Origin of the sequence: Streptomyces roseirectus (genome assembly GCF_014489635.1) — a bacterium.
In the GTDB taxonomy this organism is placed as follows: domain Bacteria; phylum Actinomycetota; class Actinomycetes; order Streptomycetales; family Streptomycetaceae; genus Streptomyces; species Streptomyces roseirectus.
Genome location: NZ_CP060828.1, coordinates 4,325,104 through 4,349,019 on the forward strand (window position 1 = coordinate 4,325,104; position 23,916 = coordinate 4,349,019).

General features: G+C 65.7%; 15 protein-coding genes, 1 tRNA gene and 2 pseudogenes. 9 read left to right on the forward strand and 9 right to left on the reverse strand.

Going from position 1 to position 23,916, the window contains the following annotated elements; translation table 11 throughout:
- The first annotated feature begins 71 nt into the window (after positions 1-71).
- From IAG44_RS17890 to IAG44_RS17900, 3 genes are all read left to right on the forward strand, one after another.
- Positions 72-269, forward strand: a complete 198-nt coding sequence (locus IAG44_RS17890) for a tautomerase family protein (protein WP_187748102.1) — start codon at positions 72-74, stop codon at positions 267-269.
- Between the two features lie 256 nt (positions 270-525).
- Entirely contained in the window at positions 526-1,371 is an 846-nt protein-coding gene (locus IAG44_RS17895; protein WP_187752740.1) for an MFS transporter, read from the forward strand.
- Between the two features lie 13 nt (positions 1,372-1,384).
- Complete coding sequence (locus IAG44_RS17900) at positions 1,385-2,350, forward strand: LysR family transcriptional regulator (RefSeq protein WP_187748103.1); 966 nt, start codon at positions 1,385-1,387, stop codon at positions 2,348-2,350.
- Between the two features lie 150 nt (positions 2,351-2,500).
- On the opposite strand, the gene IAG44_RS43555 is transcribed toward IAG44_RS17900, so the two are convergent.
- Positions 2,501-2,734 carry a hypothetical protein gene (locus IAG44_RS43555; RefSeq protein WP_246561804.1) on the reverse strand — a complete coding sequence of 78 codons (234 nt, stop codon included), beginning with the start codon at positions 2,732-2,734 and terminating at the stop codon, positions 2,501-2,503.
- On the opposite strand from IAG44_RS43555, the pseudogene IAG44_RS44755 reads away from it, so the two are divergent.
- Positions 2,712-2,939: pseudogene (locus IAG44_RS44755) on the forward strand (hypothetical protein); the annotation flags it as partial. The gene IAG44_RS43555 and the pseudogene IAG44_RS44755 sit on opposite strands and share 23 nt — an antisense overlap.
- Before the next feature lie 76 nt (positions 2,940-3,015).
- Here the strand turns inward: IAG44_RS44755 and IAG44_RS43560 are convergent.
- Complete coding sequence (locus IAG44_RS43560) at positions 3,016-3,570, reverse strand: hypothetical protein (RefSeq protein ID WP_246561806.1); 555 nt, start codon at positions 3,568-3,570, stop codon at positions 3,016-3,018.
- Positions 3,571-4,345: 775 nt separating this feature from the next.
- Between IAG44_RS43560 and IAG44_RS17910 the strand changes: the two genes are divergently transcribed.
- From IAG44_RS17910 to IAG44_RS17920, 3 genes are all read left to right on the forward strand, one after another.
- Positions 4,346-4,636, forward strand: coding sequence for a transposase (locus IAG44_RS17910; RefSeq protein WP_187748105.1), 291 nt, complete (start codon positions 4,346-4,348; stop codon positions 4,634-4,636).
- The gene (locus IAG44_RS17915) at positions 4,624-5,565 is read left to right on the forward strand and encodes an IS3 family transposase (RefSeq protein ID WP_187748106.1); all 942 of its coding nucleotides are present in this window, start codon (positions 4,624-4,626) and stop codon (positions 5,563-5,565) included. Before IAG44_RS17910 ends, IAG44_RS17915 begins: the two co-directional genes overlap by 13 nt.
- A 120-nt stretch (positions 5,566-5,685) precedes the next feature.
- The gene (locus tag IAG44_RS17920; RefSeq protein ID WP_187748107.1) at positions 5,686-7,731 is read left to right on the forward strand and encodes a hypothetical protein; all 2,046 of its coding nucleotides are present in this window, start codon (positions 5,686-5,688) and stop codon (positions 7,729-7,731) included.
- Between the two features lie 85 nt (positions 7,732-7,816).
- Here the strand turns inward: IAG44_RS17920 and IAG44_RS17925 are convergent, their stop codons facing one another.
- Both IAG44_RS17925 and IAG44_RS17930 read right to left on the reverse strand, forming a co-directional pair.
- Positions 7,817-9,034: a DNA-binding transcriptional response regulator gene (locus tag IAG44_RS17925; RefSeq protein WP_187748108.1), complete on the reverse strand. Its 1,218-nt coding sequence runs from the start codon at positions 9,032-9,034 to the stop codon at positions 7,817-7,819.
- Positions 9,031-11,412, reverse strand: a complete 2,382-nt coding sequence (locus IAG44_RS17930; protein WP_246561809.1) for a sensor histidine kinase — start codon at positions 11,410-11,412, stop codon at positions 9,031-9,033. Before IAG44_RS17930 ends, IAG44_RS17925 begins: the two co-directional genes overlap by 4 nt.
- Positions 11,413-11,766: 354 nt before the next feature.
- On the opposite strand from IAG44_RS17930, the gene IAG44_RS17935 reads away from it, so the two are divergent.
- Complete coding sequence (locus IAG44_RS17935; RefSeq protein ID WP_246561811.1) at positions 11,767-13,743, forward strand: DNA cytosine methyltransferase; 1,977 nt, start codon at positions 11,767-11,769, stop codon at positions 13,741-13,743.
- Positions 13,744-13,878: 135 nt separating this feature from the next.
- Here IAG44_RS17935 and IAG44_RS17940 read toward each other — a convergent pair whose 3' ends face one another.
- From IAG44_RS17940 to IAG44_RS17955, 4 genes are read right to left on the reverse strand one after another with little or no spacing between them, the layout of a single operon-like run.
- Complete coding sequence (locus tag IAG44_RS17940) at positions 13,879-15,897, reverse strand: AIPR family protein (RefSeq protein WP_187748110.1); 2,019 nt, start codon at positions 15,895-15,897, stop codon at positions 13,879-13,881.
- Positions 15,890-16,897 carry a PD-(D/E)XK motif protein gene (locus IAG44_RS17945; RefSeq protein WP_187748111.1) on the reverse strand — a complete coding sequence of 336 codons (1,008 nt, stop codon included), beginning with the start codon at positions 16,895-16,897 and terminating at the stop codon, positions 15,890-15,892. The genes IAG44_RS17940 and IAG44_RS17945 overlap by 8 nt, the downstream gene beginning before the upstream one ends.
- Positions 16,894-19,683, reverse strand: a complete 2,790-nt coding sequence (locus IAG44_RS17950) for a Z1 domain-containing protein (protein WP_187748112.1) — start codon at positions 19,681-19,683, stop codon at positions 16,894-16,896. Before IAG44_RS17950 ends, IAG44_RS17945 begins: the two co-directional genes overlap by 4 nt.
- A gap of 49 nt (positions 19,684-19,732) precedes the next feature.
- Entirely contained in the window at positions 19,733-21,208 is a 1,476-nt protein-coding gene (locus IAG44_RS17955) for an ATP-binding protein (protein ID WP_187748113.1), read from the reverse strand.
- Between the two features lie 818 nt (positions 21,209-22,026).
- On the opposite strand from IAG44_RS17955, the pseudogene IAG44_RS17960 reads away from it, so the two are divergent.
- A pseudogene (locus IAG44_RS17960) lies at positions 22,027-23,556 on the forward strand (LacI family DNA-binding transcriptional regulator).
- A gap of 255 nt (positions 23,557-23,811) precedes the next feature.
- Here the strand turns inward: IAG44_RS17960 and IAG44_RS17965 are convergent.
- A tRNA-Thr gene (locus IAG44_RS17965) sits at positions 23,812-23,885 on the reverse strand.
- Between the last annotated feature and the right edge of the window lie 31 nt (positions 23,886-23,916).

Here is a 23,916-nt window from a genome sequence, read left to right on the forward strand (position 1 = left end):
GCCGGTGCTGGACTTGATCCGCGACGGAACGCCCCCGTCGCGTTCCTCACCAGGCCCGATCGGAGATACCCATGCCCCTCATCCACGTTCAGCAGACCCCCGGCAAGACCGCCGAGCAGAAGAGCGAGCTCGTGCGCGAGCTGACCGATGCCTATGTGCGGGCGACCGGCGCGAAGCCGGAGAGCGTCTGGATCACCGTCCAGGAGATCGCCCCCGACAGTTGGTCGATCGCCGGGGAAACCCTCGCGGCCCGCGCGGCCAGGAGCTGACGGGTTCCCCTCCCCGGACCACCGGTCCGGCCCGGTCGTCCCCCGTACCGGCCCGGACCGGCCCTGACCGACTCAGACCGGCCCGGACCGGCTCGGGGGGCCGCACCGGACCGCTGAACGCGCCGCCCCCTGCCCCCCTCCTGACCTCCTCCTGACCTCCTCCTGACCTCAGGGAAGTCCGTTCACGACGACCGCCCTGGCCCACACGCCGTACGCGCTGCTGCTCGCCGTGCTGTGCTAGCTCAACGCAGGCGGCCTGTTCGCGTACGGCCGCAAGCGCGTCATCCTCTTCGGCCTCGGCGTCTTCGTCGCCGCGTCCCTGATCTGCGCGGGCGCGCCCACCATCGAGGTCTTCGGGGCCGGCCGGCTGCCGCAGGCGCTGGGCGCCGGATCGGGCATGGTGATCGGCCGCGCGGTCATCAGCGACCTGTACGAGGAGAAGGACGCGGCCCGGATGTTCGCCACGGTCATGCCGATCGTGGGCGTCTCCCCCTCGGTCGCCCCTCTCGTCGGCGGCTACCTGACCACGTACGTCAGCTGGCGGGCCCCGTTCGCGATGACCGCTCTGACCGGTGCGCTGACCCTGCTCGTCATGGCCGCGCGGGTGCCCGAGAACCTGCCGCCCAAGCGGCGCGGCCGGCACCTGGGCGCCACCCTGCGCGGTTACCCGCGGCTGCTCACCTGCCCGCTCTTCTTCGGTTACCTGGCCGCGTCCCCGCTGATCTTCCAGCGGATGGGGCTGGCCACCGTGACGACGAGCTACTGCTACACCACCGTCTGGGTCGCCTACGTGGCGGGCAACCTGACCTCGCGCGCCCTGGTTCGTACCCGCGCGATCGACCGCCTCCTGTGGTGGGGCCACGGTTTCTTCTCCACGGGCGCCCTGCTGATGCTGGCGCTCCAACTGCTCGGCGCGTCGCTGGGCATCTTCACGGTCAGCCGGCTTCCCGCGGGGGATCTGTTCAGCCTCGGCTGGTACGTCGCCGGCACGTCCCTCCTGGGAATCGTGTCCTTCCGCTTCTTCCTGACGCCGGCCACGCGGCAGGAAGGAGCGCATCGTATATTGATCGTAAATTTCTGCCGCGAATCCTATGGGTCATGAGATGATCACTCCCGTGACATCAGCCCAGTTTGTCGGGCAGGCGCGGGGGGGCCGAGTGGAATTGCGTCAGATCCAGTACTTCGTGGCCGTCGCCGAGGAGTTGCATTTCGGCCGGGCCGCCGAGCGCCTGAATATCGGACAGCCCGCGGTGAGCCAGCAGGTCCGACGCCTGGAACGCGAATTGGGCGCAGACCTTTTCGACAGATCCCGGCGTTCCATACAGCTCACCCCATTCGGCCGGGAACTGCTCACCGAAGGCCAAGAGATCCTGCGAGCGGTCGACACCTTCACGGCCAAGGCCAGAAAAACGGCGACCCAGGAGAGCGACACCTTCCGCCTTGGCATCAGCTCGGCACTAGGACGACGCCTCGACTACTTCCTGGACGCCCTGCCTCGACACGGAATGAACACCCGCTTCGAATTCCAGACACTCGGCATACAGGAACGCCTCAAGGAACTACAGGCCGGCACACTGGACGCCGCCTTCATCCGCGGAGTCGAGAGCGTGCCAGGGCTGAATCTGCTCACCCTGTGGTACGACCCACTGCTGGTAGCCCTCCCCGCCACCCATCCCCTGGCCGAAAAACCCACCCTCACCCTCCACGACCTCGCCGAACTCCCCCTGCGCATCGCCGACCGAACCCAGAACACCATCCTCCACGACTCGGTACTGCTCGCCTGCCAGGACGCCGGTTTCGATCCGGCGCCAGGCCCACCCTTCACCGGCCTCCAGGACACCCTGGCCGAAATCGGCGCAGGCTCGCCCGCCTGGACCCTGGTCTATCCGACAGCAGTCGCCTCGATATCCTCACGACGCATCAAACTCAAAAAGCTCGAAAACTTCCCGATCACCATGCGAATGTCCCTAGCACTCCGCCCGGACATCGACCGGAATTGGTCATCGATACTTTCAGGGGTCTGCTCCCAGGTGCGTCGAAAGGTCGTCGAGGAAAATTCGACAATCCTTGAGGACAGGTAAGCCTTGCTCTGCCGATGCCGATAGCGTTCACAGCGAGAACTCCGGGTCTGCTCGGCCGTGATTCCGTTCAGGAATCCGCTGATCCAGCATGCGGACCCGTCGCGGCAATGGCGAACGCGCTGAATCGAACAACTTCGACTTCTCGCTCGACTACGCCCAGCCCAAACCGGGCGTGGGGCTGACCGGCGTCGGTACCGACGACCACATACGGGCCGTCGCCGAGGTCATACCGCCCGAACAGATCTGCATGATCCTGCACCCGAAGAACATCGCCGACGACGACCTCACGCGGATGTACCGGGCGGGCGTGCGGCTCGTGCGGCTCTGCCTGCCGTCGAAGACACCCGAGCCGGGGCCGGCCATGCTGCGCAGGGCCGCGGACATCGGCTTCACCACCACCGTCAACATCACCCGGGTCAGCCGGCTCGACCGCCGGCGCCTGGTCGAGCTCGCCGCGCTCTCCGAGGACGCGGGGGCAGACGTGATCTACCTGGCGGACTCCAACGGCAGCCTCCTGTCGGAAGAGGTCTCCCGCCTGGTCACCCTGGTCCGCTCGGTGACCGGCTCGGCCATCGGCCTGCACGCCCACAACAACCTGGGCCTGGCCCTGGCCAACTCCACGGCGGCAGTCGACGCCGGCGCCACCTGGGAAGCACCGACCTGGTTCACCGGCGAAGAACGCACCACAGCCCCGGTCCCGGACCAGTGCGCAGGAACTCCTCGACCTCCATCGCGCCCACGACAACGTCCTGATCGCCGCACGCGCTTCCGCCACCCTGGCCACGGAACGCCGCTACCGCAAGAGCAGCTTCGAGACCTCCGCCAAAGCCCAGGAGGAACTCGACAAGGTCTGGGTCCTGCTGAAGATCCCGGACGAGGACGACGACTGGGGCCGCCAGCAGATCAGCGACCTCCTGAAGAAGTGCCTCAGGGACAAATCCCCGGTCCCGGACTACGACGAGACCCGCCGCCGGATCAAGATGGGCCAGCAGGTCACCCTGAAGACCACGGTCGAGAAGCAGCTCGACACCTGGCTCGCGGGCAAGAAGAACCTGCGTCGAGGCGACACGTCCCGCTACGAGACCGACGTCCGCGTCCGCCACCTCACCGTGATGTTCAACGCGATCAACGAACGCGACATCGAGATCCAGGAGCAGAACGCCCAGCGCCGGGCCGTCGCTCAGGAACTCAAGGCCACCCCCTACAAGGGCGCGGAGCACCGGACTCGCCGTAAGCAACTCAAGGCCCAGCTCGACGCGATGCCGCCCTTCCGCAGGCCATCGCGCGGGAGCCCCGGCCAGCTACGGCCGGGGCTCCCGCGTTTGCAGAAGTCCCCCAAACCACAGTCAGCCACCGCCGAACGGCCCATGTCACCGGCCTGCACGCCTCCTGCACGCCACGACACCGTTACGTCACCGCTGGCCCCCAGGCCGCCTTTTCGCACCGTGCCGCGCTCACGCACCACATCACGGGCAAGAAAAAAGCCCAGGTCAGACAGCATCTGACCTGGGCTTCACAAGAGCCGCCTTCGGGATTCGAACCCGAGACCTACGCATTACGAGACCATGAGCGTTCGTGTTGCGTGGTGATTCGTCGTGCTGCGTGGTGACGTTTTGCCTGATCAGAACATGTGCGGCAGGTTGGCCCGTGCCACCCTGTGATGCACCGTCCAAAGGCGTCTGTCCACCGGTTGTCCACCGACGGGGTTGTCGCCGACCCATCAGTGAGACCGAAACTGGTCTCCCGACGACGCATTCGACCAATTGGAGAGCCATGGGGGCCACTGTAGAATCTCCACAAGCACCCCTTCGCTCAGGTTCCGGCACCGTTCCCTCGGTCAGCCTGCACGACTTGGCGGTCGATCCATTCTAAAGGCGGCCTTGCCTCACCATCGGCTCGCGCATCGTACACGGAGACCTTCCAACACAGACGGCGGGCCTCACTGACCTTCCCCTCGTAGCGTAGAGACCGTGACTGCAGGGGAAGTTGAGGGTCATGGCGGGCAAGAGGCGGAAGTTCGACGCGGAGTTCCGTGAGGGGGCTGTGCGGATCGTGGCGGAGACCGGCAAGCCGATCCCACAGGTCGCGAAGGACCTTGGGATCAATGAGACGACGCTGGCCACCTGGGTGTCGAGGGCACGGGTGGCCGGCAAGGCCGGTCCGACGGGTGAGAGCGAGGAACTTGCACGGTTGCGACGGGAGAATGCCCAGCTCAAGCGGGACAACAAGGAGCTGGTCATGGAGCGTGATGTCCTCAAACGCTGCATGGTCCTGTGGGTGAAGTAGCTGTTGCGGACCCGGCGGCGCTCGTCGGGGTGATCAGCGACCAGAGGACCGATTTCAAGATTCCGCATCGCACCTCCTGTCGAGCCCTGGGGGTGTCGGAGGCGTGGTTCCACAAGTGGCGGCGCAGACCGTCCGAGCCGGCGAAACGCGAGGTCAGACGGGTACTGCTGGCCGAGCGGATCTCGTACTTCTTCGACCGGTCAGGCCGCACCTACGGCTCGCCGAGGATCACGCCGGACTTGTGGGAGGAGGGCCGGCAGGTGTCGCAGAACACCGTCGCCGACATCATGGCCGAGCTCGGCCTGCAGGGCCGCGAGCCACCACGCCGCCGGCGTTCGCTGACCCGTCCCGGGAAGCGGAAGACGGCACGTGACCTGGTGCTGCGCAGGTTCGACGCGATCGCGCCGAATATCTTGTGGTGGGGTGACATGACCGAGATCGACACCGGCGAGGGCAAGCTCTACCTCGCGAGCGTGCACGACGCGTTCTCCCGCCGGGCCCTGGGCTACGCGATGGGCGACCGGCACGACACGACGCTGGTCAGCGCTGCCCTGCAGATGGCGATCGCGACCAGAGGCGGCCAAGTGGACGGCGTCATTTTCCACACCGACCGCGGACCGGAGTACAACTCCGAGGCGTTCAGGCGGCTTTGTGGCAGGTGGGGCATGGTGCAGTCGATGGGCCGTGCCGGCTCCGCCCTGGACAACGCCGCCGCGGAGTCGTTCCACTCGGTCCTCAAGGTCGAACACGTCCACCGACACCGTTTCGCCACCCGCGCCGAGGCGCGGCTGAAGACCGCCATCTGGATCGCGGACTTCTACACCACCAAACGACGCCACAGCGCGGCCAGCGGGCAACCACCCGTCGAGTTCGAACGGATCATCCAACAAGCGCGAGCTCGGCTCGATCAACAAGACCGGGCCGCATAACCAACGTCTCTACGAAATCTGGGGATTGACATCACGCCAGCATCATCGTCGTGCGCAGGCACCGACAGTCACGAGGAAAACATCACGCTCCAAGCGGGTTGCCGGTGTCATCCTGTGCTGGTGGACATATCTCTTCCCGACCAACTGGGCGCAGCTGAACGAGAGTCCTGCGCGGCTGTGCGAGAAGTGACCCGAAAGCTGAATCTCTCCGCGCCTCCTGAGCAGATCACGGGACAGCAGGAAGTCGCCTTTGTGCCGGTGACCCGCGCGCAATGGAAGACAGTGCTGAGGGAAGCCAACCTGTCTGGGCTTCAGCGGGAGACCGACGAGAAGGTTACGGAGATCCTGCGCCTACGGACCGCTTCGGGCCGGACCGTCGGGAAGCAGCTTCCGGAGTTGTTGCGGAGTCTCCACGCGTCGGTTGTTGCCCTGAGCGCTGTCGCAGAAGAGGTGTCCCGGTTCAGTCCGTCCCGTACGAGCGCAGCAGAGCGACGGTTGGCGACTGACCTGGCGCGAGCGAATCGGAACGAGGTTCAGGCGCTGTTCGTCTGCCTGGAACAGGGATGGGCGGAGTCCGCTTGGTCTGCAGCACGGAAGTATGCTCTCGCGGCTCAGGCAGCCGGGCGAACTCTGGAAACTGCCGCCAAGACTGATCACGCCGACCTTCCTGACGAGGACGTCTACCAGCGAACGCTCGGGGTGTCGGCCGAGCAAGTGGGTCCCGGGTCGGGTGTGGCGTCGCGGGCCCGCCTCTTGGCCGCCTGGGCGGAAGCCCCGCAGATGCTCGATCATCGGCTGCGCCGGAGCATGAGACATCTGATCGATGACTCACTGCCCCTAACGGTAATACTTCTCCATCACCTTGCCGTCCTAGCGATCTCCGATCGCCCCTTGGTAACGCACCGTGCTGCCCTCCTGGGACGTGACCTGGTGACGTCCCATCTAAAGTCCGATCCGGAACTGGCATGTTCAGTGATGGCACGACACGTAGCCCGAGAACCGGAGATGGTGTCCGCCCATCGCGGACAGATCGCCTACCTCGACGCTTGCTACGAGGAGGAGTACCAGGAAGAAAAGGCGCGGGCGGTCATGGACCTGCACCGGGCCGTGCTGGAAGCAGACGTCAGGCGCACGGCTGTTGTGGTACTGGAACTGCTGGGAAGGACGGTTCCGCAGGGGGCCTCGCTCGCCACCGTCCGGGATCTGCTGGCAGCTCAAGACGGCCAGCCACTGTGCAAGTTGCTTGCCTCGACGATCCGCTCCGAGTGGCGCAACGCGAACGCCCACGAGGATTTCCACTGGGACCCTGTCAACGACACACTCCTCTTGGGCGGACGGCCAGCCGATCTCGACGAGGTACTGGACGCAGCGCTCCGCGCTCGCGCCATTTGTCGCGGGTTCGAGCACGGGGTGGCAGTGGCCTACGCACAGAACACATCGCTGGTCGTCCGGGGCGCGGAGGACTCGAACTACGTCGGCCGAGACCTCTCCATACTCCAGGCAGCAGGAGAAGTCAGATTCCCGGTGCTGGACATCCGGCGCCGTGGCAGTCTCGTGCGGCTGGACGTGCCCGACGTCTCCGTTGAGAGCCTGAGAGAGGCGTTTCGTGCGATCCTCAGGGGCGCCATCGCGGACCCCAGCGTCGAGTGCTGGGAACTACGTCAGGAGTCTCCTGACCGGCCTCTGCTGCACGTGGACCGTACGGGAACACATGCCGGGCTCCAGGTCGCAGAGCCCCTCTGGGACACTGCCGACCCCCTGCCTTTCGCCACTCTCCCACTGCTGGCAAATGCCATGACCAACGCGGGAGAACCCGCCGAAGCAACAGCGTCAACGGTTCTCTGCCTGGCAGCTGCCCACGTCCTCGGTGAACGAGACCGCCTGTCACCTGCCCTTGCACACGGGGATCCAGCCGCCAAGGACGAGTTGATCAGCACCACGAAGCTGATCAGCGACGGCGCCAAGGCAGCAGCGCGCCTGATGGAGGGAGCAGCCCACCGCAAGTTGCTGGCCTTCGCTGAAGTCCTTGCCGGAGAGTGCCACCGGTTGAAGAGCGCTCCCCCCTTCGCACTTGTGCGGGAGTTCGTGCCGGCGTACCGGGCCCTGCGGAGGCATGGGCCACCTCATCTCCCATGGATCACAGGGCTCCACGACTCTGCCGTCTGAGATCCCCGACACGGTCGCTCAGATCACGCTTCAGAATTCAGCGCGCGGGCGAGATGGCCGACAGGCTGACCATCCCGGCCGAAAATCAGGACTGCTTGGCATCCTTCGTCGTGGTACGAGGGTTCGGAACCGGCTTCTGCTCCGCGGCCTTCCCCTTTCCGTCCAGCCCCAGGGACTGCTTGATGTTCTCGTAGTCGACGACGGGGGTGCCGATCCTGGCCACCGAGTGCCCGTGCGAGGTCAGCATGGCCTCGGCGAACGGGCTGTCCAGCGTGGCGACCTGGGTCCACGAGCGGACCTCTGCCAACGGAACAGACTGCACGATCTCGAAGTCGACCAGCAGGTCCGGGATGTCGAGGTACTTGGGCAGGATCCGGTAACGGGCATTGTTGTCGCGGAACATCTCCAGAGCCGCGTTCCGCTCCTTGCTCCCCTTGATGGGAGATCCGGCCTCGACCCAACGAGCGATCAAGGGCGCTTCACTCAACGGCACCGCCTTGGCGAGACGCACGTACTCGGCCTTGGCCGCGCGGTTGCCGCCGCTCAGCAGGTCCTCGTAGAGGTCGCACGCAGGGGTGAGGACGAGCCACCAGCCGTCCTGGGGGTCCCGCAGAATGTCTGCCGCGGTCACGTGTTTCGTAACCGGCGGCATCAGGTACATCCGGGCGGTCGACGCGTGTCCCATCACACGGTCCTCGGAGGAACCGAGCGCGGCTCCGAGGGCCTCGGCCGCGTTCTCCTTCAGCCAGGCCGCCAGGCGGTGCACGAGAACGGGGGCGATCTGGCTACGGTCGACGGCCTCGAGCCGGTCCCAGTTCGGGGCGATCTCGTCCCGCAGGAATCCGCGTACGTGCTCGTCCACGAGGGCGGTGATGTGCCGGGTGAGGACCGGGACACCGGACTCGAGGCCCTCCCGTATCGCGGTGACGGCGTCGTCCAGCCGGTTCTTCGGGACCACCTGGATGAGCGGTGGCTGCGCCAGGTCGTTCACCTGCTCCGCGAGGCCGGTGCAGAAGACAACCGGCACCCAGCGGGTCTTGGCTATCCGGTCGTACAGTTCCCGGCCCTGCAGGTTGGGGTGCGCGGTGGAGCCACCCCGTGTCGCGTCCCTGACATCCAGAACAACCAGATCGAACGGCTGGGTCTCCAGCAGGCGTTCGGCTTCGTCGAAATCGTTCTCGACGTGGATGTCGAGCGTTCCGAGGTCCGAGAGCTCCTCCCCGAGCATCTCGGACAGTTCCTCCGCGATGTCCACCTCGTCCTCGACAATCAAGACCCGGTACACCGCGCCCCCGTCCGTCACCCAACTCTCCTTCTCAGTCTTGCCCTGAACGTGGCTCCGGCGAGGGGCCCTGGCGTCACCAGGGACAGATCGCCGTCGTAGAAGTCCTTCACGACGCTGCCGGCGATGCTGAGGCCCAGCCCGATGCCGTCCTCCTTGTCGCTGAAGTACGTGTCGAAGATCATCTCTCGGATCTCCTCACGTACTCCGGGGCCGCTGTCGCTCACGTCGATGTCGACCTCGTCGTCGGGCGTCCGCCTCGTCTCGATGAGGATGGTGCGCTCCTTCCCCTCGGGCAGGGTGGAGAGCCAGTAGATGGAGTTCCCTACGAGGTTGTGGACCACCTGGGAGATGTCACCGGGGTCAGCCGTCACTGTCACGTCCTCGCCGCTGACGGTGACGGTGATGCCATGCTTCTTGAGCGTGCCCTCGTGGACCGCGACGGCCTCGTCGATCGCGGCTTGGAGAGACAGGGCGCGGGGGCGGCCTCGCCGCCGGCCGCTCAGCGGCTCGACGCGGGTGAAGAGCCGGTCCAAAGCCTGTTCTTGCGCCGTGAGGTCGACGTGCATCTTCGTGAGAGCGGAGGCGAGTTGTTCGTCCTCGTCGCGCTTACGGCCTGCCAGCTTGTTCAGCCGACGGAGGACGTAGGCGATGCGTGTCAGTGCCGTTCGACCGTCGTGCAGTACGACGTCAACCAGGGCTCCGAGAGTCGCGAGGCGGGAGAACTGCGAGAGGACCTCCTGGACTTTCTCGACGCTCTCGTCGATCGTTTCCTGAGCCTCCTCCAGCGCGCGGCTCAACTCGGTGTCGTCCGGGTACTTCGCGTTGAGAACGTCCCGGACGGGCGAGAGGGTGAAGTTCTGGAACAGGCCGTGGCGGTCGCTTCCAGCGCCGGAGGGGGTGTCCACCGTGACCGGACCCGACTGGCGGCCCTCCCCATTCGGACGGCGCAGCCTGTAGCGCCAGGTCTCGAGTCGGCTCACGGCCTGGGTCAGTACACCCTTCAGGTCCTCGTACTCGGGAGAGTCGATGAGCCCTTCCCGGTGCGACCGGTCCCGAAGCCCGGGGTTGCCGTCCGCCGATATGTACACGAAGCCCGCGACCTGGTTGTTTGAGAACCGCATGGTGGGGTTGTTCACGCGGCGGAGGTCGAAGCGCAGCCAGTCGAAGTCGACCTCGCCGAAGGGCTGCACCCGGAAGCCGTCCCGGTAGAGGGCGACACCGCTGTTGTCCTTGATCAGCTTACGGACCTCGGTGATGTTGCGGGCCCCGAGGTCGATGTTGAGCATCTCCTTGAGGGAGGCCGAGTCGAGGTCCCAGGTACGGAGGTCCAGCTTCAGGGGGCCGCACTTGGGTGCCTTCCCGTGCGACGGGAAGACGTACTGGTTCAGGGTTTCCGACTGCCCGGACGTCAGGTTGGTCATGGTCAGGTCGGCGAGACCGTTTTCGTCGATGGTCCCTATGAGGCGGTAGTGCGGGTGTGCCAGAGCTTCGCTGGCCGCGACGAAACCGGTGTGGTGGTCCAACGGCCCGGCCGGAAGGGAGAGGTAGATCGTGAACTCCGGCTGGTCGGGTACGTCCAGCTCCGCAGGAGGGGGAGGGGGGAGGAGTCGGGACAGGGACCGCTTCAGGCTCTCCACCGACTCGGCCCCCCAGTCCTGCCGAAGCCCTTCGAGCCGGACGAGAGTGCCGTGAGAGCCCGTCCAGGCGGGCTGTTTCCCGCTCGCGCGGAAAGTACTTGTCACCTCGTCGAAGAGGCGTCGCGCTTCGCCGTTGTCGGCGAACACCTCGGGAGCGCCCACGTTCCACTGGACCGGTACCTGGTCGAGGTAGGCGTTCTCGGCGGCGAAGTCGCTCCAGTCGAGCCGGATGTTCACCTCGGGGCCGCCGGCCTTGCGACTCCTGATCGCGGTCACGGCGCCGAGGCGGGCTGCAGAGAAGCGCCCGATTCCCTTTGCACCGAGAACCCTTCGCCCGAACTGCTCACTGTGCGGGGCACGGTGCCGGAACGGTGTGGCAATCTCCATCCAGGTGTCCCGGACGGTCTCGGGGGACATACCGTGCCCGTCGTCCCACACCTCGATGGAACCGAAACCCTCCTCCAAGGGCCCGTTGAACCTGATCACGACCAGGCTCGCGTCGGCGTCGTAGGCGTTCTTGACCAGCTCGGTGAGCGCCACCCGCTCGTTGCTGATCAGTTCCTCGCCGAGTGTGCTCATCAGGCGCGCACGGGGACGAAGGAACGTCTGTGTGTTCTCGGAGTCCACGCTCGCCCCTCTGACCGCTTCGCACCCGCACCCCCGCCCGAGGAGTACCAGCTGCGATCTTAACGGCGGGGAGGGCTCCGGAAACGCTGCTCGGGAGATTTGGGCAGCACGTGTGCCGGGACGGGGGTTCACGGTGGTTGCGGCACCCGACGCCCGGCAAAGGGGCATAGCCCTGTGATCGAACGTGTCTTCTGGTTCGGGGGTTCGTTGAGACAAGCGACGTTCGTGGACGTATCGCAACCGGAACTGGGGAGTCCCGAAGAGTAGCCCGGGCGGTGTCCTCTAACATGGGGTGCCTCAAGAGTAGGACACTGCTTCAAGTTGCCAATGAGACACGGTGAGCGAACAGCAGTGTTCACCAGGCAGGTCACCCGCGTGACAGACGAGGCTTTGCGGCGGCGTGGACCGGCCGGAAGCCTTGCCTCCGCAGCGTCGTGCGTGATCTCCTGGAGGTCGTTCAGGTCATCAGGTACGGAGGAGTGGGTCGTGGCGAAGGAGAAGGGGGCAAAAAGCACGTACGGCGTGCCCCTGGAGCGGAGCGACTACCTCAAACTGGACAAGCACAGGCACCACTGCGAGCCGGACGATTTCAGAAAATGGGTCGAGTCCGGTTACGGAAAAGGTAAACGCCTGGCTGTCGACCTCTTCTCGGGTGCCGGCGGGCTGAGCCTGGGCCTTGAGCGGGCCGGATGGACCACCGCTGCGGCCGTGGACTTCGACGAGCGGGCTCGCGAGACGCATGCAGCAAACTTCCCGGGAATGAGTCTTTGCGTCGACCTCGGCGATGACGACCAGCGAGGCGAATTCGTCCAGCGAATCCTGGACTCCGGCGCCGATATCGACATCGTGGCGGGAGGCCCTCCCTGCCAGCCGTTCAGTCGTGCCGGACGCAGCAAAATCCGACACTTGGTCGAATACCACAACCGTGACCCGCACGATCTCCGAAAGGAACTCTGGCGCGCCTACGTCGATGTGGTGGAGCGGCTCCTTCCACGTGCCGTCCTCATGGAGAACGTCCCCGACATGGGGCTCGGCGATGACTTCAGCGTGATCCGCATCATCGAGGCAAAGTTGGAGAACCTCGGGTACGTGACCCAGGTACGTCTCGTCGATGCGTGGAACTATCGCGTGCCGCAGCACAGGAAGCGTCTGATCCTCCTCGCACGGAGAGACGGTGGCGACTTCGCGTGGGGGAAGCCGAAGAAACAGACCAAACTTCGGGATGCCATCGGCGACCTACCTGCGCTCAATCCGGAGGCTTTGAAAGCGGTGGGTGCCCGAGTCATCGACTACGACGAGCAGCAGGAGTCGACACTCTCTTCCTTCGCCAAGGAGATGCGCAGAAGGGCAGACAAGGGTGTAATTCACGACCACATGACACGGCGGGTTCGTGAGGACGACTTCAGGATCTTCACGGTCATGGATTCCAAAACCCTCTACTCCGAGCTCGAAGAGAAACTGGAAGAGGACGAGAAGGATTTCCAGAGGTACGACTCGGAGCAATTCACCGACAAGTACAAGAAACTGGACTGGGAGGAACTGAGCCGCACCATCACCGCGCACATCGCCAAGGACGGTTACTGGTACATCCATCCTGAAGAGGCGCGAACGCTGACCGTGCGTGAAGCCGCGAGGATTCAGACCTTCCCTGACCGCTTTCGGTTCGCGGGTACGCGGAGCGACGCCTTCCGCCAGATCGGCAACGCGGTTCCCCCGCTGTTGGGCGAAGCCGCGGCCCGGGTTCTCCAGCCGCAAGATGTTCCCGCCGGGGACGAAGCCGCGGACAAGTGGCCGAAGGTACGTGAGGAGCTGACCCGCTGGGCCAAGGAGCAGCGTGCGGGCAAGCAGTGGTACCAGTTCCCCGGCGGCCGGAAGATGAAGCCGCTCGGGGCTCTCGTCATGGCGGTGCTCTCGGGAAGCAAGCTGCACCCGAAGCAGCTCTCCGACGTGATGGACGAGGTCGCCGGGCACAGGGAACTGACGCAGGACGTCTATCTCGCCCTCGTGAACGCGGCGCCGACAACAGCACTCCGCAAGCGTCTGGAGGGCAGGCTCAGTCCGGTCGTCGACAAGCCCGAGGTCTGGGTGAACGCTGATTCGGTTCTCGATCACAGCAAGGTGTTGGGGCTCAAGCCAGCTGAGCTCGCGTTGTTCAGGCTGCTGGCTGGCGGCGACATAATGCTGGTCGGCCAGAGTGCATTGCGGGTGGCCGCGCGGGTTCATCAGAACGAATCGCACCTGACCAACCGATTGACCGAGGGTCGGCTCAACCTCATCAAACTTCTTGGCGCTGGCCGGGACGCACCAGTGCGCATGGCCGCCATTAGATTCATCGGCGAGAACCTGTGTCGTGACAAGCAGCCCGTTTGTGGAAGCTGCCCGCTGAGCGATTACTGCCCGACCCGTCCCCAGGAGGACGAAGGGTCCGAAGCTACCTTGGATGTTGCGGTAACCACAGGCTGACAGGGCCCTCCCAGGAGGACTGAAACGTGCGGCGTGAACGATGCGTTCGGCGGCCTGCCCGGCGTCGGCCCTGACCTCAGGACTCCAGATGCGGACTACGGTCCGCAACCCTGACTGCCCGGGACTGCCGCGCTCTCACACGGTCCCGTCGTCGAGGCCAACGGGCATGGGATGGAACCCATGCCGCAGAGCCTCTTCGTAGACCTCCATCGCCTGTCGTGCCTGAGCCCCTATGACCCGTCGTCCCTGGGACAGACGCTGCGCGACACGGTCGGCGAGCTGCCTGTCCACGGCGCGCAGAACCCGGCCTTCGCGGGCCCAGTCCGCCAGAGCCTGCCACTCCTCGCTGGGGATGTCCTCGACGGCGGCTTCGGCCTCGTCGGACTCGGTACTCTCGGGAGAGGCGATCTCGAAGGACTCGGCCGACAGCTCGGCGGTCAGCGCGTCGGGGAGTGTCCACGCGATGCGGGACACCTCGTCCCAGCAGTCGGGCTTCTTCGCCCACTCCGACACGTGCCGGTCACCGGAGATCACCGTCTCCATGATCAGGGGGCAGAGTTCGTCGAGGGCGTCCCTCAAAGCGTCCGTGATGCCCTGCTCGTTCCAGACCCTGTCGAGGTCGATCCGCTTCTCGGCAGCGAGCGAGAGCCGGGCGACTGTGTAGGTCGTGATCAGTCGTTTGTGGCTGCCAGCCGAGTGTGCACGAGCGATCCGGTCGGCAGCCTGGAAGAGGAGGGCAGTGGCTATGGCGCGCTTGCAGTACTGCACGTCCACGACGGGATCGGACTTCTCGATCCGCTCCATGAAATGAGCAAAGTTCTTCTGGGCGCCGCGGCTGACCCAGTACGGGAGCTGCTCCCAGGAGTGCACGAAGGTGGCCAGGTCGGACTTGCTGAATCTCTGCCGACTCGGCGTGATCAGCTTGAACTTGCGCTGGGCGGCACGGGTCTCGTGCTCGGCGGACTTGTCGGTGTACTGACCCCGCGCCCGCTCGTAGAACCATCGCGTCTCCTGACCACTGCCGTCGGTCGCAGGAGCCCACAGGCTGCGGGAGACACGCTCGAAGGCGACGTGGAACTCGTGGTTCGAACTGAAGTCGACCAACGTCACCTTGTTCTGGGTGTTGGAGTACTGGGAGATCCTCGGAACGATCTCGGACAGGTAAGCGGGATCGACAATCGTGAGTTTCATCTGTACGTGGACGCCGTCCAAGTCCCGCTTGTCATGAGTCAGGACGTGATGCAGCGAGGCGGTGGTCTGGCCGCCGTTGACGATCTGGAGACCGGTCATGCTCCTGATCGCGACGGGACTGCCGTGCTCGTCGGTCTCGAAGTCCACGTCCGAGGCAGTGGCGGTCACGCCATTGTTGTAGGCGAGGAAGCGGCTCGGATCCTTCAGCAGGGTTTCGCGGATGCCCTTGTTCACGCCACCGCGGGTCTGGAGGAAGGACCGGACGTTGAGTTCGAGCAGCCGGGTCCGGTGCTCCTTGTACAGTTCGGCAAGCTGTCGGCCGGGGATGACGGCCAGGACGACCGAGTAGTTCGGCTCGTCGCTGTGCGCCGCCAGGCACGGAAGAGGACGCTCGAAAGTCACCTTGATGGGCTCGCCGATGCTCCCGGAGGTCTCGTGTCTGTGGAGCCGCGCAAGGTCCCAGAGCTCATGTGTGACAGGAATCCCCTCGAACTCTCCGGGTCCCGGGGCACTCGTCGTGCTGACCCGGTTGCTGAGGAGAAAGAGGCGGATCTTCGGAACTTCCGACAGCGCCTTCTCCACACCGACGCACATGTCGTGCACGTCGGTGTTGTCCTCCTGGTTGGGGCGGATGGCCGCGTGCTTGCCCAGGAACGCAAACAGCCTGCGGAAGAGCCTGTCGGACTCGGCCTTGGTCAGCTTGCTGCTCATCGGGGTCAGGTTGAAGTCGGTGGTGTAGAGATCGAGGCTGGACCCGTCCTCGGGCAGACCGTAGCCGTAGATCTCCAGCCCCCGGGAGGAGTGGTAGGCGAGCGCAGCGTCGGTGACCACCCCGGCCTCCTCGAGGATCTCGAGTACGTGCTGGGTGAACGTGTTCGGGATCGAGCCGCCCTCGGCGTCCGCCAGCGCCTGGATGTCGGTCACCAGCGCGCGTGAGTAGTCGTGGAGGTCGTGCTCAGCCATGGGTTCCTCGGATCAGGTCGACGAGTGTCTCGGCGGTCACGCTGTGGGCGGTCAGTGCCGACACGTCGATGGTGTAGGTGCAGTTGCCCACCCCTGGTGGCAGTTCGGCCTCGACGATGCGGGGGAAACCCTCCCCCACCGTCCAGAACTCGCTGCGCCGCAGGGTGTAACGGTCGTGGTCGTAGAGGTCCCGCTGATTCGGCAGATAGCCGGCTTGGACCAGCAGACTCTCGAAGCGCTGGGCGGCGGACGGTGAGGTCAGACGGGCCCGTATCTCGTCCACCAGGGCGTTCAGACTCCTGCCGAGCCCACTTTGCCGGTCGTCGAGGACGACATGAGCCAGTGCGAGGGGCGTCGAGTCGGCCGTGTCCAGCTGCCGCTCACTCGCGATCTGGACCGTCCTGGGAGAGCGCACTGTGGTCGCCTTCACCTCGACCGCGGCACCGGGCAGCTGGAAGTCCTGGTTCGTCTGCCTGGGGCCGGTCCAGGAGCTGACGGCTGTGTGCTGGTCCACAGCCGGAAGCACGTACTCAAGGAGGAAGTGGAGTTCGCCGAAGAGACCGCACCGAGCCTGTCGCGACAGGCCGTCGCGCGACACTGAGCGCAGCAGCTGCTGCCACCGGACGTAGCGGCGGACCGCGGCCTCCGCCGCCGTCTCGGTTGTCGGTGCGTCCCGCACCACCTCTGCGATGTCGGAGACGAGCGGGGTGAACACCTCCGTGAGTTCGTCGTCGGTGAGCATCACCTGGAGCTCGTAGTGGTTGCCGGACACCGACGACAGGTTCAGCTGCAGGCCGCGGGTGGCCGGCAGTTCGTGGATCTCCTGACGTACGGTGTCGGCGGTCCTGGCGTCTGTGCCGAGCAGCAGCATCCGCCGGTGGGCAGGGTGCGTCACCGACACGTGGATGTCGTGCGGGGAGTCGGGGTGGAGCCGCCGGGTCGACCTGCCCGGGGTCTGCTGGTGGGCCTCCAGCTCCTGCCACACACTCTCGTCGATCACTCTTCGTCCTCGAAGTCGTCGAACTCCATGTCCTGCTTGAACCAGATGTCGTTCACCACGTACTCGGTCTTCAACTGGTGACGGGAGAACGGGAAACTGATGGCAAACCCGACCAGCGGAGCGACCGGCTCGGCGTTCCCCGACGACTTGGCCACCTCGGCAGGGCTGAGGGGATACAACAGAAGCAACGGCTGGTCAGAGCGGCGCTGGTTGCGCAGGGGCCGACCGCGGGGAGTGTCGGGGTCGAGCGGCTCGCCCTTCCTGTTGAGCTTCCCCTTCGCGGCCTCCTTCGTGTCCTTCAGCGCACGCTCCTTCTGCTCGTCGGTTAGGTCGCAGAGTTCGTCGGCGGGGCTGAGTACGCGCTTGATCGTGTAGCGGCCGGGAACAACGTCCGAGGACTTGGAGTGGCTGCGCGTGATGAGGCCGACGGAATGGCCTGCGATCTCGGCCGCAGCTCCCTCCGGCAGTCGGCTGGCGAGGCGGATTGTCCAGTTGCCGAGCTCACCCTGCTTGGCGCACTGGCGTACGTACTCCGCGATGAAGGCCGGCCGCACCCGCTGGGCCTGCCGGTCGGTGAGGTAGGAGTCGAGAAAACCCTCGGTAACGTCCGAGGCTGCGACGCCACTCCAGGTGATGCTCCCGCTCCGCTCGTCCACCTTCCCGGCGGAGAGCCCATCGAGGCGCGCGACGAACGACTCAAGGAGCTCGTGGTTGTTACGAACCGCCTTCTCGGAGAGGTCGAAGATAGTCGTCTCGGGAAGCTCACCGGAGTAGCTGAGGCGGACACGCGTACCCTGCCTCATCTTGTTGGAGGCCGTGATACCGAGGCCGAGCGACGAGGTCCTGACCTTGAGACCGTACTCGCGGGGGGTGAGTCCCACCGCGGACATCTCCTCTACGTCGCGCCGGAGTTCGTCGGTGGCTGCAGTGATCTCCGCGTACTGGCGCTGCAGCGTACGTGTCGTGTACAGGCGGCACAGGTCTTCGTAGCGGGGCCGGTAGCCGAACCAGCGCCCCATCTGCAGCAGGGTGTCGTACGTCTTGGAGGCACGCAGGTAGTAGCTGACCGACAGCCCTTCGAGGGTCAGACCGCGGGAGAGCTTCTCGCCGCCTACGGCGATGACCGACAGGCCGGTATCCCGGCGCTCGTAGTACTGGAGAGCGTCCTTCGCGGCACCGTTGACAGCCATGGCGGTGATCTTCCCGAGGGCGGCGTGGAGATGCGGTTCGACGTCCCCCCAGTCGAGCCCGCCCCCGGTCATGTCCTCGGTGCAGGGGACGAAGTCCTCGTCCCAGAGCTCCCGCAGTTCTTCCTCAAGCTCTTCGCGAGCACTGCTGAACCGGTCTTGGAGGACGTCGAAGAGCAGACGCACATGGGCGTCGATCTGGTCGCGGACCTGCTGCTGTACGGCGGTGAAGCGGGTCACGTGCACCAACATGGAGTTGTGCACAGCGACCTGCCCCCGTGCTCGACGTGCCGCGCAGGTCAGGACGAAGGACCGGATGGCACGCTGCAGCGACTCGGGCAGGTAGTCGGGAACCCGGTGGTACGACTTGTGCTTGTCCGGCACCCAGAGGTCCGTGTCCTTGATATGCCTTATGAGCGGCAGCGGCTCGATGTCCTCCTCGTCTCCGTCGGTCTGCAGACCGAAGACCCGCTCGGGTCCGAGGTAGTTGGACGGCGCCCGCAGCGTGCGGATGAAACTCTCCGGGAAGAGGTCGGGGCCCAGCTCGTCGTGGTCCGTGTCGGGATTGATGTAGATGTTCGCGAAGGGGGTCGCGGTATAGCCGACGTAGGACGCCTTCGTGAAGCTGTTGACCAACCGCCTGATCGCCTTGTTGATCGCCGACGGGTTGGTGTCGGGGTCCTTGGAGGTGTTCACCCCGGCGTTGTCGGCCTCGTCGTCGATCACGAACAAGGGGAGGTCGGGCACGACCATCCGGCCGGTCTCCGGGTCCTCCACGCCGTGGTTGTCGATCACCCAGTCCCGCAGGTTGTCGATGATCCGACGGTTCTTCTTGACCACGAGGACCACCGGAACACTGCCCACCGGCACGTTCGCGGACACCGCCGTCTTCCGGGCGAAGTCCCCCTTTTCGTGACTGGTGGTGAGCGACGCCGCCTTCAGACGCTTGCCGTGTGACATCGCGCCGACCCCGATATGACGATGCGCGTCGTCATCCGAGCGGAACTGGTACTGGGTGTCGAACCCGAGGAGCCCTTCGTCAATACGGAGCTGGGTCTGGCTGCGCAGGTCGTTGTGAATCCCGGCGAACACCACGATGAGTCGGTAGCCAGCGTCGGCTGCCTTCGCGGCGAGCCCGATGAACTGCCCCGTCTTGCCGGACTGGACCTGTCCGATCACGAGCCCGGTCCGGCGCCACGCGCCTTCCCGCTGAGGGTCTTCCAGCTCGCCGAGGACGTCGTCGGTGCTCTGGTCGAGTCGGCGTACGACCTGCGTCGGGAGCTTGGAGACACTCAGGAGGTAGCGCCGGTAACGGTCCCAGAAGTCCCACTTCCGGTCGGCCTTCGCGTCGGCAAGCCAGGGCACGTGGCCCTCGTCGTTCTTCATCGCGGAGGAATCAGCCTGGAACACGGAAGCCCGGGCCTCGAGCACCTTCCGTACGAGATCTCGCTCCACGGTGATCCCCTGGGCAGCGAGGATGCTGACCGCGGTGTTCACCGCAAAGTCCACCTCAGCCGGCGTTGCCTGACGGTCACCTGGCAGAAGCAGCACCGCGGTCTGCTCGGCCTTCTCGAGACTGTCTTCGGGGGTGGTGCTCACAGCGACCTCCTGCGGCCGGGTCGGTTGGGCATGGGGACTACCAGGTGGGTCAGGAGTTCCAGAAACCTTGTTGCTCGTCGAAGGGAGGCATGGAGCTGAGTACGCCCCGGGCGTCCTCTGGGGAGCGGCCCTGCCCAAGGAGTGCTTCGTACACCTGGCGGGCGATGTCCACGGTCTCCGGGGCGGCCGGCCCCGGGCCGCCGAAGGGTTCGGGGTCGTCGACCGTGTCGGTCTCGTGGAGCAAGCGGAGCGCCGTGATTGGGACCGTCTCTTCAAGAAGGCGGATCATCGAGCGGACGACGTCCGGATTGCCGCCCTGGTCGTCCGTCGCTGCTTTCACCAAGGGGTGTTTTCTGTTGATGCGCAGAACGATCCGGCCGTCGAGGCGCTTCACGTTCCAGGCGAACTTCAGGGGGTCACCGTGCGCCCGCGACACCACCTGACCACGCTGTCGTGCGGAACGAGAGGCCACCTCGCGGGTGTGCCTCGCGATCCTCTCCAGATGACGACGCAAGGAGACGGGGGGAACCACACTCGCTTTGCGCACGTCCACGCCCCAGTCGGCGTCGGTCTCCGCAGGGATGTCCACGGCGATCCTCGCGAGGTTGTACTTCTCCTCGCGCCGCAGGCCGCGGATCCCCAGCCAGTCACCGGCCAGGATCAGGCGGTCACGGCGGTAGACGTAGAACCCCTGCTGCCCCAGCCATCCCTTCCGCCCGGCAGCCGACTCGTATTCGGCTGCCGAGAGCCGCTGGGCCGTCGGGAGGACGAACGGCTCCACGCGCACCGACTCCGATCCCAGCGGTAGAGGCTCCCAGGGGATCCGCTGGACCGACGGGTGCTTGGACAGAAACGGGTCCCACGGGGAGAGGGCGGAGCCACGTACCCGGATCCGGCACCGGGCCGGACGCTGCAGGAAACGGGCGAAGACCATCGCAAGGTGCGCTTCGGTACGCTCCGCCTCCGCGTAGAACTGGGCCTGCGTCTTTTCGTCGTCTCTGGCCACGGCGGTGTTGTGGTAACCGGAGAGCTGCTCCCACAGAACGATCGTCCCGTGCTGCATGCTTCCCGCGATCCGACGCAGGAGAGCGGTGGTCGTGTCGCCCGGGTCATGGAGGAGCCGCCACTCCTTGTAGTGCTCCACGACGCCGAGGTCCCACGTCCGGACGTGCCAGACCCCGTCCCTGACCGTGGCGACGGTGAGCTTGCGGCACTGGGAGAACGAGGCGGACTTCAGCCCCACACCGAAACGGCCGAGATCCGTGGCACTCCGCTCGGCTGACGGACCGCGGGCCGCCACCGTCATGGCGGTCACCAGCTCGGGCTCCGTCATCCCCCTGCCGTCGTCCGTCACAGCGATCCAGGAACTCCGCCCGTCCCACGTGAAGTCGACGTCGATGTTCCGGGCCTCAGCCGAGACACTGTTGTCCACAAGGTCTGCGACGGCGGCAGGAAGCGAGTAACCGAGCGAACTGAGCGACGCCACCATGCCAGCAGGGTCGGGAGCGGCGACGTCGAAGTCCATCTTCACGCTCCGTACCCGGTCAGTCCTGTGCGGTCGGTTCGCCTGTGTGCTCCGGGGAGCGGCGTGTGGCAGGACTTCTCGGGCCTCGTGCGGTGAGTGTGCCGCTACTCGTCCCACGACAACCGAAATCCCCCGTTCGGAGCATGGTACCGAACGGGGCTCGTCTGACGTAGGTGATCTCTGTGGAGGGCTGTCTGCCAGCTTCGCGAGGCACGACACGTACGCCGCTTGGTTACCTGGGCGGAGGACACGAAGATCCCACGCTCAGATCCGGCCTGTGCAGAACCACGGCGCGTAAGAGTTGCTGACCGGCAGCGGTAATGCCTCGCCGGGGCCGGTATTCCGGGCGGGTTCCAGCACTGCGGCTGTGTCGCTGCGCACTGGTTGACCGAGCGGACGAGGACTGGCTGGACCGGCATGGGTTCGCGCGTGCGGGCGCATCTTGGCCTTGCGCCATCGCCATATCTAATCAAGCTGACCGACGGATTCGCCCGCGACATCCGGGGACTTGGCTGTCTCGGGGGCAGGCGAGCCATCGGGGGAGGAGACGTGCTCGGCATTCGGCAAGGTTCGCGACATTTGCCACCACTCCCTCGTCCGCTGGGGCCGGTCTCCGGCGCCCTGCCAGTCAGGGAGCCCGACCAGCACGCCGGTTCAAGGCGCAGATCCGTGTGCAGCACACGCTCCCTGTTGCTCTCCCCACTCTTCGTGTGACCTTGCTCGGTCTCTTCGCGTGATCTTCTGCGGCATGTCGAGTTGCTCTGGAGTCTCGTGGAAACCTCCGTGAGCCATGAGTTCACGCGAGAGGAAGACAGAAGTTGGGATTTGCAGAGGAGGGCGGGAACCACTGGCTCAGCCGATACAGGATCGCGGCCTTGGCCCAGAACAACGCCCAGCGCCGCAGCCCGCGCGCCCCGGAGCTCGGCCAGGAGACCTTCGGCGAGTACGCGCACCGCTGGTACGAGGCTCAGGATCTGGCCGCCTCAACCATGCAGAACTACCGGCGCCACATCAAGGAGCACCTGCTCCCCGACTTCGGGGACAAGGCGCTCGCCGGCATCCTGCGCACAGACGTAGACCTCTGACAGAAAAGGGAGTCGGCTGTCTACGCGGCCTCCAGCGTGAGGACCTGGCGCGCGACGCTCCACGTGATTTTCGAGGACGCGATCGACGAGGGCCTGATCACGACCAACCCGGCCGCCAGGCGGCGCGGACGAGGAAAGCGCTCGGGCCGGTCCCGAGGCCGCGGCCCGGAAAAGGTCATCACCGACGCGCTCGGCATCCTTCTGACCGCCGAGCGAGCCGCTTTGCTGTCTGGTCGTGACGACGAGTTCGTTGCCGTGGTCCTCAAGGGGTACACGGGCATGCGCTGGGGCGAAATCGTCGGCTTGGAGACGGAATTCGCCCGCCCCAGCTCGATCCGTGTCGAGTGGCAGCTGTATGAGCTCGACACCGGCGAGTTCGTACGCTGCCCGCCCAAGGACGACAGCTACCGAACCATCGACGCGATGGACTGGTTGTCGGCCCTGGTCGCCACCCACGTCACCCGTACGCAGCCAGCACCTTGTCCGTGTCACGGCAGGACCTTCGTCTTCCGGGGGCAGGGCACAACTCGTGCGGGTGGCCATCAGGGCGCGAAGCTCGTTGATGTCGCGCGCCGCGCCGAAGTCTCCACGGGGACGGTGTCCAACGCACTCAACCACCCCGACCGCGTCAGCGAAGCCAAGCGGGTCAGGGTGGAGCAGGCCATCGCGGACCTAGGGTTCGTGCGGGGCGGCACGGCCTCGGAGAACGCAGCGCACTGGCGCCGCAACGGCTTCGCGACGTGGCTGTTCGCCCCAGCAGTCTCGGGCTGGTATCCGAAGAAGGCACCGCAGGAAGCCCGCCCCGTACCCCTGCGCGGCGAGCCTTGGCCCGGCGTTCCAGCCCGAGGACGGGGCGCCAGCAACCGGGCCAACGCCTGCTGGCTCCCAATCGCCAAGGGCCTCACACCTCACGGACTCCGCCACACCCACCGAACCGTGATGGAAGACCTGGGCACCGAGAGGGTCCTCATGGACGACCGAATGGGCCACGTCGACGGCTCTGTCTCGGCACGCTATGCCCACGTCACCCCTGGCATGCGCGAGCGCCTCATGATCGGGCTGACTGAGCAGTGGGAGACAGCGCTCGACGCCCGGCTGGCCCTGCACTCGGCATCACCGGTGCGCATACTCAACGACCTTCTGCGCACGCGCGCGTCCGTGATCCGACCTTCTCGCCGTCGATCCATGTCAGAACCGAACAGTCTCGACGCCACTGCGGCCCCCTCGGAGACCGGTGAATTTCACCCGTTGGCCAAGGGGTGACGAGAGTCTCTGACGGAGTTTCACGCACGGCTGTCCACCGGCTGTCCACCGGGACCCGTTGCGCCAGCCTGACCTGTTCCCTACCGGCAAGCAAAAGCCCAGCTCAGATCCTTGGTTCGTCAGCCTCGTCACGGAAACGAACCTCCGACCTACGCATTACGATGCATAGACAGGTGGTGCCCGATTTGCCGAGATTCCAAGGTCGCCCGAAAAAAGAAACCCCAGGTCAAAGGCTTGACCTGGGGTTCACCATAGAGCCGCCTTCGGGATTCGAACCCGAGACCTACGCATTACGAGTGCGTTGCTCTGGCCATCTGAGCTAAGGCGGCGCGCTGTCCGCACCATGGTGCGATCAGCAAC